Origin of the sequence: Pantoea sp. SIMBA_079, assembly GCF_046940275.1 — a bacterium.
In the GTDB taxonomy this organism is placed as follows: Bacteria; Pseudomonadota; Gammaproteobacteria; order Enterobacterales; family Enterobacteriaceae; genus Pantoea; species Pantoea borealis.
In genome coordinates this window covers 136,504-149,444 of record NZ_JAWRYR010000002.1, presented here as the reverse complement: position 1 = coordinate 149,444, position 12,941 = coordinate 136,504, and the positions used below count along the sequence as shown (strand labels likewise).

Below are 12,941 nucleotides of genomic sequence, written 5' to 3'. Positions count from 1 at the left end.
TCTGTTATGACGGTTTTACCTGCACTTCACCAGCGCCTTACTGCCTGCCTCGCCATTCTGGCGGTGCTGCTGCTGTTTGTTGCGCCGGTGGTGTCGAAAAGCCTGATTCAGCAGCCGCACGTTTCGCAGCCTGCCCCGGCCATGATGGAGATGGATCATCATCAGATGATGGAGCACGCCATGCCGGGCATGATGCATCATAACGCGGAAGACGGTGAGTTTGCCTGCGGCTACTGCGATCTGCTGGTGCATGTGCCGCTCATGATCTGGGTATTTATTCCCTTTATCTGGCTGATGTTGCTTCACTCCCGTGCGCCGCCGCTCCCGCGGCTTGCCGCGCCAGTAGTGCGCACGCTGGCGGCCATTCCCCGTCCGCGCGGACCGCCTTGCCTGCTTCTTAACTGAATCTGCTTTAACGTGGTGCGGACGCAGCCTGCTGCCCGTCGCCCCGGTTATTTATCTTCAGAAGGAAGACGCTTTTGTCTGCTATTAATTCTGCAGCACCGCGCGGTGCGGTGCTTAATCTGCTTCGCCGTCTGCATTTTTATATCGGCCTGTTCGTAGCGCCGTTTATCTTTATTGCGGCGCTGAGCGGCACGCTTTATGTGCTGACGCCCCAGCTGGAACAGCTGGTCTATCACGATGCGCTGACGGTAAAGCCCGAAGGTGAACCACAGCCGCTGTCGGCTCAGATTGGCGCAGCACGCGCCAGGGCTGGCGCGCAGGCGCCTGTTTATGCGGTGCGACCGGCACCGGGTGCAGAGGATACCACCCGCGTGCAGTTCAGCGATCCGACGCTGGGCGCCTCCACCTCGCACGCGCTGTTTATCGATCCCTATACCCTGCAGATAAAGGGAGATATGCCGGTTTATGGCACCAGCGGCATACTGCCACTGCGCACCACGCTCGATCTGCTGCACAGCAGCCTGCTGCTGGGCGATGCAGGACGCAACTACAGCGAACTGGCGGCAAGCTGGCTCTGGGTAGCCGCGCTGGGCGGCGTGGTGCTGTGGCTGGCGACCCGGCCAAAGCGCCGGCTCAAACCGGCACGCAGCGGTTTCGCTTTCAGCCGCCACTGGCACGCCACTCTGGGATTGGTGTTGCTGCTCGGCCTGCTGTTCTTCTCTGCGACCGGCCTCACCTGGTCACAGTGGGCAGGTGCGAACATAGATAAAATGCGCAGCGAGCTGAACTGGCTGACGCCCCAGGTCAGAACGGTACTCGATCCGGATGCACCGGTCGCCCCCGCCGATCCGCACGCCGATCATCACAGTATGTCAGTGACCGATATGGCCGCGATGCGCAAGCCTGGTATGACGGCGATGAAACCGGTGCCTGCCAATATGCCCGATGCTGACTGGGACCAGGTGCTGAAGGCCGCGCGTGAGAACGGAATTGATGCAGCGAAAGTGGAGCTGCGCCAGCCGAAAAACAGCGGCAGCGCCTGGACCGTCACGGAAATCGATCGCCACTGGCCAACGCAGGTGGATGCGGTATCGGTAGATCCGCACAGTTTTGCGATTGTGGACCGCGCAGAATTTGCCCGCTTTCCGCTGGTGGCAAAACTGACCCGCTGGGGTGTGGATGCCCATATGGGCGTACTGTTCGGCCTGCCTAATCAGCTGCTGCTGGCTCTCTTTGGACTCGGCCTCTGCACCATGATAGTGCTGGGCTACCGTATGTGGTGGCTGCGCCGCCCCGCTTCTGCTGCCGCCAGTCCGCTTGAAACGCTGACGGCAAGCTGGCTGGCGCTGCCGCTGACGGCGCGTCTGCTGTGCCTGCTGCTGGCGCTGGCGCTGGGGTATGCGCTGCCGGTAATGGGTGTCAGTCTGCTGCTGTTTTTAGCCATCGACTATCTGCGCTGGCGCAGGCAGCAGCGCACGCCAATGACTGAAGCGGAGATCCTCGCAGCTCAGCAGTCGCCGCTGGGTATTATTCGCGCCCGCTTTACGGTCAAACGCAAAGAGATGCGCTATTTTCTGCGCGGCCTGTTCATCCTGGCGCTGATTGTCGGTACGGTAATGAGTAATGCGATTATCGGTGGCGTGATCGACCAGTATGGTATTCCGTTCAGCCACTGGTCGCTGACCATGTATCTGACCCAGGGCTTTATGATTACGCTCTACACGCTGGTATTTACCGGGCTGATGTCAATTCCCCTCTGGTATTTCTTCCTCGGCGAGCAGGACGATTCAGCAAACAAAGGGTAAAAAAAAGAGGTGGCTAAGCCACCTCTTTTCACCTCTGCATCAGAAGTCAGCTTTCAGCACAACGCGGTAGTTTGCTTTACCGGCACGCACATGTTCCAGCGCATCATTGATTTTTGACATCGGGAACTCTTCTACGTGCGGCGCGATATCGGCACGTGCGGCAAGACGCATCAGCGTACGCAGCTGGCCCGGTGAGCCGGTAGAGGAGCCGGTTACGGCGCGATCGCCCATGATCAGGGTAAATGCCGGTACCGGGAACGGTTTCATCACCGCACCCACGGTATGGAACTTACCGTGCGGGGCCAGCGCCTGGAAATAGGGCTGCCAGTCGAGATCGACCGCAACCGTACTGATAATCAAATCAAACTGGCCAGCCAGCGCCTTCAGCGCTTTTGGATCGCGGCTGTTCACTACACGATCGGCGCCCATCGCTTTGACAGATTCAGTTTTGCTGGCGTTAGAACTGAACGCGGTCACCTCTGCACCCATAGCACGCAGCAGTTTGATGGCCATATGACCCAGACCGCCAATACCGATCACGCCAACGCGGCTGTTAACGTTGATATTGTGCATCAGCAGCGGCTTGAATACGGTAATACCACCGCAGAGCAGCGGGCCGGCTGACGTGATATCAATTGATTCCGGTAGCGGGATCACCCACTGCCAGTCTGCACGCAGATGGCTGGCAAAGCCGCCCTTATTCATAATGGTAGGGACAGAGCCTTTTTCGCAGTTTACCTGCTCGCCGTTGATACAGGCGTCGCAGTGCTGACAGCTTTTCGCCGTCCAGCCGATGCCCACGCGCTGACCCACTTTCAGCCCTTTGTTTTGCGCTGCATCGCCCAGCTCGCTGATGCGGCCAATCACCTCATGTCCGGCAATAACCGGGAACGAGGAGATGCCCCACTCGTTATCAATCATGGAGAGATCGGAGTGGCAGACGCCACAGTAGTCAACTTCAACCATCACCTCTTCCGCGTTCAGCGGACCTGCTTCATATTCGTGCGGCACCAGCGCTTCGCCCGCTTTCATGGCGGCATAGCTTTTGATTTTCATTACAGTCCTCTGTTTTTTGGTTGCGACCCGGGAAGTTTAGCAGAGGCGCCGTGATGATTGAGGCGAGCAACCAGGCAACCAGGCAGATCGAAAACGCTGCGGGGCGCAAAAAGCATTAAGGGTTAAAGCGAACCGGGTGTGCAGCAGGAGTTTTACGCCTCTGTCCGCTTTCCACCCGGCTCAGGCTTAATATTCCGGCTCCTCACCCGGCAGAGATTCAGAGAGCGACTGCCCCTCCGCCCCGGCATAAAAAATGATCAGCTCAGTCGCCTGCTCAGCGGTATAGCCGCGATGCGCACTGTTAACTGTCTCATTCAGCGCTTCACCCGCATTGACATGCTGGCGCTGGCCGCTCTCTTTATCTTCAATGATCAGCTGGCCGGAGAGCACGTAAGCCGTGTTAGGCATGGGATGCGTATGCCACGGCAGTTCACTGTGGGCCGGCAGCGACATGCGCATCACTGTAATCTGTGGCTTGCCCGACGGATAACCGTCGTAAGCCTGACCGTTCCAGGCTGCGCCGCTCTGTGACACCAGTTCGTGGCTGATTTCGCTGTTTTTTGGGGTCGTCATCTTTTCTCCTCTTATTCTGTACTGTACCGGAGTGTAGAACATTGCTGCGCTTACAGACGTGTGCGCTGCACTTTGCTCAGTGTTCAAGCTGTTCCCGGCATGCGCTGAAGAGTTCGATAAGATGATCGGCCACCGCGCGTACGCGGCCTGACGTTGCCAGATCGGCGTGCATCACCAGCCACAGGGGCTGATCGGCACTGCTGTCACGCTGCAGGCAGTGTAAACCGCTGGCTCTGGCCATAAAATGCGGTAACACGCCCACGCCCAGCCCGGCCGCAACGGCTGCGACCTGTGCGGCAAGCGTATTGGCCTCCAGCCGGCAGGGCCTGCCGCGCAGTATCCGCTTCAGCCAGCGAGCGGCCGGCAGATGCTGATGCGATTCAGACCAGCCGATGCAGGGTGCCTCATTGAGCGTAAAAGGCGCTGAAGCCTGCAGTAAAGCCGGTGCCGTATACAAACCGAACCCCAGGGTGCCCAGCCGCCTGATAGTCAGGTTGCCCGCCTCAGGGCGAACCAGACGGATCGCCAGATCGGCCTCTCTGCGGTGCAGATTGACCGACTGTACTCCGCTCAGAACCTCCAGCCGGAGCGCCGGGTGCGTCTGCAGCAGAGACGGAAGTGAAGGTAGTATAAAATGGGTCGCCAGATTGTCCGACGTTGCCAGCCGTACCAGCCCGGCAACCGAACCCTGCAGCTGCGCTTTTTCCGTCACTGCCCGTCCTGCGTCTTCCAGCGCCTCCGCCCGTTCCAGCAGCGCTTCACCATCATCCGTCAGCCGGTATCCGCTCTGATGCCGGCTAAACAGCGGCAGCCCCAGCGACTGCTCCAGCCGATCCAGCTTTCTGGAGACGGTAGCGATGCCTGTGTCCAGCGTGCTGGCAGCGCCGCTCAGCGTTCCGGCGCGGGCAATTGCCAGAAAGATCCTGATGTCATCCCAGTAAAATTCACTTTTCATAGTTTCCATTTATGGAAAATAGCATTCCATTCTGCGCACTGTTTTCCCGGTTTCGATCAGATGATACTGCGCATCCCCGGGAAGTTAAACAGGTTAAGAATTCCGGAATCTGAACACAAGGAGACTGCACCATGAATGATACCGCTATCGCTCCGCACGCTGTGCCGGCGCGTCACTGGGTTGCTATTGCCGCGCTCGGCCTCAGTGCCTTTACCATTGTTACCAGCGAGCTGGCTCCGGTAGGCATGCTGAATGCCCTGGCAACAGATTTGCATCAGCCTGCTGCCAGTACCGGACTGGTTGTTACCGCCTATGGCTGGGTCGCTGCGCTGGCTGCACTCTGCGCCGGTATGATGCCGGCACGTACTCCGCGTAAGGCGTTACTGGTGGGTTTAATGGTGATTCTGGCCGGTTCCTGTCTGATGGCGATGCACGCTTACACTCTGTCCGCCCTGATGACCGCCCGTATTACCGGTGCGCTGGCCCATGGCGTGTTCTGGGCGCTGATTGGCACCGTCGCCGCACAGCTGGTTCCGGCCAGCAGACTGGGACTGGCGACGTCAGTCATTTTTGGCGGCGTATCAGCCGCCAGCGTACTCGGCGTGCCGCTTGCCAGCTTTATGGCTGCTGCTGCCGGCTGGCGCAGTGCGTTTAATGCCATTGCGCTGCTCGCACTGGCCGCCGCCGTGGTTCTCTGGCGCACGCTTCCGGTTCTGACGCCGCCTGTTCCATTGAAACTGAATGCCTATCTGGCGATTTTTCGTCATCGGACGCTGCTGACGCTGTTTGGCGCCACGGCCGCTGTCATTACCGCACACTTTGCCGCGTTTACCTATATCGACCCGCTGCTGACGTTAAAACAGGGCATTGCCCCTGCTGCGGTTTCCGCCCTGCTGCTGGTTGCCGGCATCGCTGGCGTAGCAGGCAATATCATTGCCGGAAAACTGATTGACCGCTATCTCAGGGGCCTTATTCTTTCAGCGCTGCTGCTGAGCGCGACGGCGCTGGGCGCGCTGAGTATTGCCGCTTTGCCACACGGCCTGACCGCGCTGCTGCTGGCACTCTGGAGCGCCGGGATCGCCGTGATATTCGTCGGGCTGCAGACCTGGCTGCTGCGCAGTGCCGGTCCTGCTGCACAGCCTGCTTCCGCGCTCTATGTTGCGATATTCAACGCGGCAATCGGCAGCGGTGCGCTGGCCGGTGGTCATCTGGCAGACGTTATCGGCCTGCAGGAAATGGTGTTACTGGCAGCCACTATGATGATTATCAGCAGCCTGTTTATACTGTGGCTGCGAAGTCCGCGTTAACCCCCTGCCCGGCATGCGCAGGTCACCGCTTTTCTTCACTGGAGACCGCCGCCGCAATGTAATCAATAAACGCCCTGACTTTGGCGCTCAGGGCTGAACGTTCGCTGACGCAGGCATAGAGGGTCATCGGCAGCGACCGGATCGTTTGCTTATCATCAGCAAACAGCGGTATCAGCTGGCCGCTGGCGATCAGCGGCCGGGCAATAAAGCTTGCCAGTCGTGCAATTCCGCCGCCGCTGACGGCAATCCGGGCAATAATATCAATATCATCACTGATAAACCGCGGGTTAAGCCGGGCGGTGATGATCTCTCCGCCGGCGCTAAAGCTCCAGGGAAGAAAGCGGCCGTCCGTGGGATAGCGGAATACCAGACAGGCGTGCTGGCTCAGCTCCTCTATCCGTTGCGGAATGCCTGCGCGGGAGAGGTAAGCGGGTGCCGCACAGAAAATAAACGGCAGGGAGGCAATTTTGCGTGCCACCAGCTGATCGTTCAGCTGCGCCTCAATGCGCAGGCTGACGTCAATGTTTTCCAGCCGGTGATCGACATCACGATCGGTGCTGATCAGTTCGATATCGATACCAGAGAACCTTTCATTGAAAGCCGGCATAAGAGGGGCAACCACGTAGCGGCCAAACGCAGCGGTGGTGGCGATGCGCAGCGGACCCTGCGGTTCGGTTTCCACTACAGCAGCCTGCGCAGCAAGGTCGATATCATACGGAATATGACGAACTTTTGCGTAATAGCGCTTGCCGCTTTCCGTCAGGACCATACTGCGGGTTGTCCGCGAAAGCAGGCGCACACCAAGGTGCGTTTCGAGCCGGGCCAGGCTCTGACTGACGGCTGCAGCACTCATTCCTCTGTTGCGGGCAGCGGCGGCAATGGTGCCGTTTTCCACTATGCGAACAAAATTGTCGATTAACCCCAGCATATCCATTAACGGCCCGCTCTTTTCGTAACTTTTGCTTAGCAATGATTAAAGCACAGCTGCTCTGTTTTTGTCCGGCACGGGCCCGTAAGGTAGCCGCTGTTTCTTAACTTATCGCTCAGGAGAGATTTTATGATTAAAGCTATTGCGTCGGCTGGCGTGCGCTTACGACTGCCCCATCGCGTGACTCCCTATATATTTTCTCTGTATATGGCGACGATTATGGCATTCCTGATGAGCCTCGTTATTACGCTGGCAGAGTCAGGTGCAGGCCCGCACTATATGACAAATGTGATGAATGCTTACCGGGTGGCAATGCCTGCTGCATTCATTTGTATTCTGCTTGTGCGTCCGGTGGTTATCCGGCTGGTGGCGTTAACCGTTCACGGCCATTAAGATCCTGCACAGCCGGCCGCGTGCTTATCGCGGCTTTTTCCGGCGCTTTTCGGCATACATGACGCTGTCGCTCTCGCTGATCATTTCCTCGAGCGAGGCATATCTGCCTGCCTCACTGCCGATCATGCCAAAGGAGTAATTGATGTTATAAGGTTTAGCCGCCTGCTGATTCCACACCGCTAACGTGTCGCGCAGCCGGCACAGGTAAGCTTTGGCATCGCTTTGATGAGCCAGCAATACAGCGAACTCATCTCCGCCAAGACGACCAGCAATGTCATCCGGACCGAGCTGCTGATAGAGCAGTGCCGCGAAGGTTTTCAGGACCTTATCGCCTTCCGCATGCCCCCATATATCGTTGATAGGTTTGAATTTGTCGAGGTCAAAATAGAGGATGGCAAAATCGTGATTCTGCTGCTGTAATAGCTGAAACCGCTTTTCTCCCATTGCATAAAATCCCCGACGGTTAGGAATATCCGTCAGGCTGTCCACCATTGCAATGTGCGTGACCTGGAATTCATCTTCGACAATCGCCGCCACATCTTTCATCGCAGCAATGTCATCACCGGTAAAGCTGCGCGGCTCACTATTAACCAGACACAACGTACCGGCAACGGCGCCGTCGGGCAGCCGCACCGGGTAGCCGGCATAAAAACGGATAAAGGGCGTGCCGGTAACCAGCGGGTTGTCACAAAACCGCGCATCTTCGCGCGCGTCTGTGATAATCAGCGGTTCATCCAGCATAATGGCATGCGCACATAATGAGATATCGCGCTTCATCTCACGGCCGTTGATCCCCTGACAGGCCAGCGTCCATTGACGATCGCGATCGATAAGATTGATCAGCGCGATCGGTACCTGAAACAGCCGGCGGGAAATGCGGGTCAGCCGTTCAAAGCGCTCATCGTCCTGCGTATCCAGCAGGCCAAGCTTGTGGAGCGACTTCAGCCGCGCGGCTTCATTTTCCGGCATTCCCGGCAGTTTCATATCAACCTCTTATCGTTTCGCGTTATCGTCCAGTACCCCCTGGTCTGCCGTGGATCCGACATTAACCGGTACGGCGTCTGCACTCACCGTACCCGGGCACCCTCAGGGTTAAGCTTACAGCGGCTACCGCAACGGCATAGCCTGCTTACGCTTATCTGCAATCAGACACCCTATTCTGACAGAAGAGGGAAAGAGATGCCCGGCGATCAATTTTAGTTTTGTATTCTGCCGAGACGCATGGCGATCGGCCAGACTATTTTTCTGCGCCTGTCAGGGCTACCCCATAGTGAAGTCAGCTCATTTTCAAACTGCGTAATAAGGTGCGCCTCACCTTTTTGTCTGGCCTGCCGTACAGCAGACCAGGTGGATATGTATCCCAGCAACGCCTGCAATTCCCACTCTGCTTCGATACTGAAAGGCGCAGTATTCAGCTCTTCAAACGGAAAAGGCAGATCGCGGTAACCTGCATCAACCAGCTGCCGCTCAGGAGGCCAGAAGCGGCCAATCTCTTCATAGTAGAATTGCCTGAACCGCTCTCCGGCCTGGCCTTCTATGTTCAGCACGCCGTAACTTATCAGAGCAATGACTGCCTGCGGCCTGGCCACACGGCGAACTTCACGATAAAAATCGTCTAACCGGAACCAGTGGGCGGCCTGCGCAACCGTAATCAGACTATAACCGCTGAAGTCTGCCGGCAGGCTTTCAGCGGCAGAGTGAAGGTAAGTAATGCCGGGTGTATGAGAAGCGTTGCACAGCTGATCTTCGCTGGGATCAACGCCGGTCACCGAGCTGAAATATGCAGAAAGAAGCTGAGTTAGCTGCCCGGTACCGCAACCTACGTCCAGTGCTTTCTGGTTATCCGGCGCCAGTTCTGCAAGATAGCCTGCTAACTCAGGGGGATATTCCGGGCGATATTGTGCATAATTCCGCCCACCTTCTGAAAACCAGTTTGTGCCGGCAGTGTCATCGCGCATCGTCTTTTTCCTCACATTGTTGTAACTCAGCCGTCGCTTCGCTTATCCGTGCTTCAGCGCTACGGTCGCTAAGCGCACTTATCGTTTTTTTAAGCGTCTCCATGAGCGGTGTTCCTGTTTCCGCTTCAAGTTTTGAGACTGCTAAAAAAATAGCCTGCCAGTGACATTCAAGCCTGCTCAGTACGGTATGCCCGTGCGCCGTCAGCTGCAGCGCATTTTTTCTGCCGTCAGTCAGGGGCTTCCGTTCAATAATGCCATCCTGCTCCATCAGGGCCACTGTCTGGCTGACTGCGCCCTGGGTCAGAAACGTGGTGGACTTTATATCGCTGACCGTCGTTGCCCCTGCAGCAATAGCCCGCATAACCGGTGTGTAGCGGGAGCGATAGTTAACGGGCAGCGCCGGATACGTTTTTTCAGAGCCGTTATCAATAAGCTCAGAGAGATGCCTCAGCATTTCGCCCAGACCATGGATATAAACCACATTCACCTCCTGAAATGCATTAGCGCTAATGCATTTTTATCGCATCTGCCGGCCCCGGTCAATCCGGCACAAAGCATGGAGATAGCGGAATCGTGAATACTTGCTAACTTGTGGTGCAGTGTTGAAAGCGTTTACGCTTGCTCCTGCAGTACAGCAAACAATGTAGCGTTTAAGGTAACGTCGTTTCGCTTAAACGGGTTTTAAGGGATAGCACTCTGTCCAGTTGTAGTTGGTTTTTACCAGCGTCAGTTCCCCGGCCACATTCCCGAACGTGGCGGCCTGATGCCTAAAGAAAAACGCACGCACATAATCCGGTAAGAAAGCCGCTCCATAGCGCAGAAGCGTGCTGTGCCAGAAGGGAGCCGGCAGCGCTCTGCCCGCATGCCGTATCAGTAGTTCATTTTTCCACTGAGAGCCCAGCACGTTTGCACAGAACTGCTCGCGCAGCGCCAGCGCAGGAGGTGCCGGGATCCCCGCCAGCAAAAGCTGATCGGGTAACGCGACCAGCCGGAGATGGGTAATAACTAATTTTTCCGCTGCAAATTCGCGCCAGATAGCCATCAACTGATCCACTTTCGCGGGTAATGGCTCATCTGCGTGATAGAGCGGCAGAGTCAGAGGTAAAAACGTAAAATGCAAACCACAGGCGGGCAGCGTGTCGGCAAGCCTGTCACCTTTGGTCAGTTGAGATAGTTGTTCAATAAGCCGCGAAATACCTGAGGTCACGGAGGGCCGTATGCCAGTTGCAAGAGCGAGTCTGGTCGGATCGTAGTAGTTTTCCTCTCTGATTTTTCCGATGCCTGCATTTTCCGCCCACAGTGCAGCGGTGTTATCGTTTACCGCGTGATACCTGTTTTGCAGACTTAATCCGTTCATGGCAACCCTTCAGGCATTAATTTAAGCACTGGCTTGTAGTCACATATTTAGCAGAGATTAATGACCCGGACCTGCTAATGAGCACCAGCCAGCTTCCGTTCATAAACAGAGTCATGCTTCAGAGAAACGAAGAGTCTATAAAACCACTCAGCTCCGCAGCATTTATGTTTGCCAGCGCTGAAGCTTTCAGATGCGGGGATGCTGCAAGATACCTGGAAATCAGCCTGAAACCTGCGGTATAGCCCAGCCACTTTGGCAACCCGCTGGTTCCGTAAAACCAGGCATTATGATCGTAATCAGCGCGATGCCAGCTGTCGTGCAGTTGCAGAGCATAAGAACGGACAATATCTGATTCGAGGCGTTCCCAGGGTTCAGGTTGGCCGCCCAAAAGTTCAAGAGAAAAATGCCCGGCAAGTCCCTCAGAAACGACAGCCTCCCCTAACGTTGAGCCGTATCCGGGCCCTGCCCATCTTGCAGCATGGTGCAGTTCATGAGCAAACATTCGCTCAAGCGACTGCGCGTCATTTTGACAGAATGCCGGACTCTCAGGATCGACCGTTAAATAAACAACGCCCGGTTCAGGACAAAAACCCGTATGCCCTTTTTCAGGGATAACAAACTTTCCGGCTTTAACCACCACATCCAGCGGAGGAACCGGCATCAGCTCCCGGGCTTTTTCATAAGTATCGATCAGAGTGGCCTGAAGCCATTCACGGTGAGCGGTAAGTTTTTGCTGAGCATTCAGAATATGGAGAGTTATGTCAGGCATATCAGCATTATCCAAAAGCAACCGTTGATCTCCGCATAGTAGCAAACCTATCGCGAGTGTGATGGTGCACGGTTGCAGATCACTCTGCTTATGATGTAAAGCTGCCTCTTACACGTTGACGGTTGATCAGAGAGTGGCAGAGGGTTTCGTGTAAAACTGGTTATCGCCGGGATGAAAACAGAGTTTTTTGTGGACACGACCTGCCGTGCAGCATCAGAACAGTGCTGATTGCGGATGCGCACACCACAATGGATAACAGCGGCTTGTCAGCCAAAGACATTATCAGCCATCACAATGTTACGCTGGCTGGCCCGTTTGTAACGCTATCCGCAGCCGCCCGCAGAGCGGCTGAACGCAGGACTCTTCACTTATACAGCAGCCTGATTTACCGGCTAACGTCCGCTATGAGCGAGTAACGGATCTTAAAACGGCTGTTAAGAATTTAAGGCAGGCAAGCAGTATGCAAGCCAGCCCACTGTTCGCCGTCAAAATCTGATAAAGGCTTAATACACCTCTAACATAAGTAAAACTTCATATTTTCAATTATCTGTTTTGCCAGAACAGCATGGTCCATTTCCCAGCGTGCCGGGCTGAAGAGTTCTGCTGACCACACGCCGTCAAAACCGGTGGCTTTGACCGCATTACTCCATGCATGAATATCAATATCCCCTTCGCCCGGCATATAAGCGCGCAACACTGTTTCATTCCACTCTTCACCCGGGTACGGCTTACGACCATCACAAAAGTGAACGCCGTAGATAAGGGCAGGATCAAGCTGTTTAATATCTTCCGGCGTAGTATGCCCGGTCGCAAAGAGATGCCAGAAATCGATGACTAAACCGATGTTAGGGGCGTTTATACGCTGAATCACCTCCAGTGCCTGACTGAGCGTGTTAAATCGGGTATGTGCGATAACCTCAATTTGATAGCGCACACCATATTGCTGACCAATACTGGCAATCTCAGAAATATTGTCGGTAATAATGTCGAGAATCTGCCCCTCGGGCAGATGATCAATGCCATGCTGCGCCAGTATCTGAATCGTCGGGCAGGCCAAATCAGCCGCAATCTGCGTCAGTCGCCTGGCTTCAGCCAGCATTTTCTGCTTTTCTGCCCCCTGATGGCGTTCAATATTTATCAGTGCATTAAGGCACAGAGTCTGCAATCCATGCCCCTGCACCAACTTGTTAAGTTCAGCAGTAGTGCCGCCGTGATCAAGATAACGCAGCAATTTGTCATGTAAAAATTCCAGACCATCATAGCCCGCTTCTGCAGCTATACGCGCTTCAGTAACGACATTGCAGTAATGTGTTGAAATGCCGTGCAGGGCCTTAAGCATAAGGATCCTCCGGATCAGGATGTTATATAGTGATAAAGGTCAGGAAACATAAAAATCACATACTGTTACGCAATACACCGAGCGCATGGCTCTTTG

General features: G+C 55.6%; 14 protein-coding genes and 1 pseudogene. 5 read left to right on the top strand and 10 right to left on the bottom strand.

Going from position 1 to position 12,941, the window contains the following annotated elements:
* Positions 1–6 precede the first annotated feature (6 nt).
* Together SB719_RS04635 and SB719_RS04630 are read left to right on the top strand one after the other, a co-directional pair.
* Positions 7–405 carry a DUF2946 domain-containing protein gene (locus tag SB719_RS04635; protein ID WP_412158958.1) on the top strand — a complete coding sequence of 133 codons (399 nt, stop codon included), beginning with the start codon at positions 7–9 and terminating at the stop codon, positions 403–405.
* Positions 406–479: 74 nt separating this feature from the next.
* Positions 480–2,210, top strand: coding sequence for a DUF2534 family protein (locus SB719_RS04630; protein ID WP_412158957.1), 1,731 nt, complete (start codon positions 480–482; stop codon positions 2,208–2,210).
* 39 nt (positions 2,211–2,249) lie between these two features.
* On the opposite strand, the gene ahr is transcribed toward SB719_RS04630, so the two are convergent.
* The 3 genes from ahr to SB719_RS04615 all read right to left on the bottom strand — a co-directional run bounded on the left by ahr (position 2,250) and on the right by SB719_RS04615 (position 4,794).
* Positions 2,250–3,266, bottom strand: coding sequence for an NADPH-dependent aldehyde reductase Ahr (gene ahr, locus SB719_RS04625; RefSeq protein ID WP_065647500.1), 1,017 nt, complete (start codon positions 3,264–3,266; stop codon positions 2,250–2,252).
* A 186-nt stretch (positions 3,267–3,452) separates the two neighbouring features.
* Entirely contained in the window at positions 3,453–3,839 is a 387-nt protein-coding gene (locus tag SB719_RS04620) for a cupin domain-containing protein (RefSeq protein WP_412158956.1), read from the bottom strand.
* A gap of 76 nt (positions 3,840–3,915) precedes the next feature.
* Complete coding sequence (locus SB719_RS04615) at positions 3,916–4,794, bottom strand: LysR family transcriptional regulator (protein ID WP_412158955.1); 879 nt, start codon at positions 4,792–4,794, stop codon at positions 3,916–3,918.
* Positions 4,795–4,925: 131 nt separating this feature from the next.
* On the opposite strand from SB719_RS04615, the gene SB719_RS04610 reads away from it, so the two are divergent.
* Entirely contained in the window at positions 4,926–6,101 is a 1,176-nt protein-coding gene (locus SB719_RS04610) for an MFS transporter (RefSeq protein WP_412158954.1), read from the top strand.
* A gap of 22 nt (positions 6,102–6,123) precedes the next feature.
* Here SB719_RS04610 and SB719_RS04605 read toward each other — a convergent pair whose 3' ends face one another.
* The gene (locus SB719_RS04605) at positions 6,124–7,035 is read right to left on the bottom strand and encodes a LysR family transcriptional regulator (protein WP_412158953.1); all 912 of its coding nucleotides are present in this window, start codon (positions 7,033–7,035) and stop codon (positions 6,124–6,126) included.
* 123 nt (positions 7,036–7,158) lie between these two features.
* On the opposite strand from SB719_RS04605, the gene SB719_RS04600 reads away from it, so the two are divergent.
* Positions 7,159–7,422 carry a DUF2798 domain-containing protein gene (locus SB719_RS04600; protein ID WP_292969151.1) on the top strand — a complete coding sequence of 88 codons (264 nt, stop codon included), beginning with the start codon at positions 7,159–7,161 and terminating at the stop codon, positions 7,420–7,422.
* Between the two features lie 24 nt (positions 7,423–7,446).
* On the opposite strand, the gene SB719_RS04595 is transcribed toward SB719_RS04600, so the two are convergent.
* The 5 genes from SB719_RS04595 to SB719_RS04575 all read right to left on the bottom strand — a co-directional run bounded on the left by SB719_RS04595 (position 7,447) and on the right by SB719_RS04575 (position 11,506).
* A complete protein-coding gene (locus tag SB719_RS04595) occupies positions 7,447–8,406 on the bottom strand; it encodes a sensor domain-containing diguanylate cyclase (RefSeq protein WP_065647504.1) in 960 nt (319 codons plus the stop codon).
* A gap of 212 nt (positions 8,407–8,618) precedes the next feature.
* On the bottom strand, positions 8,619–9,380 hold the full coding sequence (locus SB719_RS04590; RefSeq protein ID WP_412158952.1) for a class I SAM-dependent methyltransferase: 762 nt from the start codon (positions 9,378–9,380) through the stop codon (positions 8,619–8,621).
* On the bottom strand, positions 9,370–9,861 hold the full coding sequence (locus SB719_RS04585) for a MarR family winged helix-turn-helix transcriptional regulator (protein ID WP_412158951.1): 492 nt from the start codon (positions 9,859–9,861) through the stop codon (positions 9,370–9,372). Before SB719_RS04585 ends, SB719_RS04590 begins: the two co-directional genes overlap by 11 nt.
* Positions 9,862–10,050: 189 nt before the next feature.
* A complete protein-coding gene (locus SB719_RS04580; protein ID WP_412158950.1) occupies positions 10,051–10,737 on the bottom strand; it encodes a hypothetical protein in 687 nt (228 codons plus the stop codon).
* Positions 10,738–10,855: 118 nt separating this feature from the next.
* Positions 10,856–11,506 (bottom strand): DUF2268 domain-containing protein, encoded by a 651-nt coding sequence (locus SB719_RS04575; RefSeq protein WP_412159028.1) that lies wholly within the window; start codon positions 11,504–11,506, stop codon positions 10,856–10,858.
* Positions 11,507–11,659: 153 nt separating this feature from the next.
* On the opposite strand from SB719_RS04575, the pseudogene SB719_RS04570 reads away from it, so the two are divergent.
* Positions 11,660–11,922 (top strand): annotated as a pseudogene (locus tag SB719_RS04570) (hypothetical protein); the annotation flags it as partial.
* 98 nt (positions 11,923–12,020) lie between these two features.
* Here SB719_RS04570 and SB719_RS04565 read toward each other — a convergent pair.
* On the bottom strand, positions 12,021–12,845 hold the full coding sequence (locus SB719_RS04565; protein ID WP_412158949.1) for a sugar phosphate isomerase/epimerase family protein: 825 nt from the start codon (positions 12,843–12,845) through the stop codon (positions 12,021–12,023).
* Positions 12,846–12,941 lie beyond the last annotated feature (96 nt).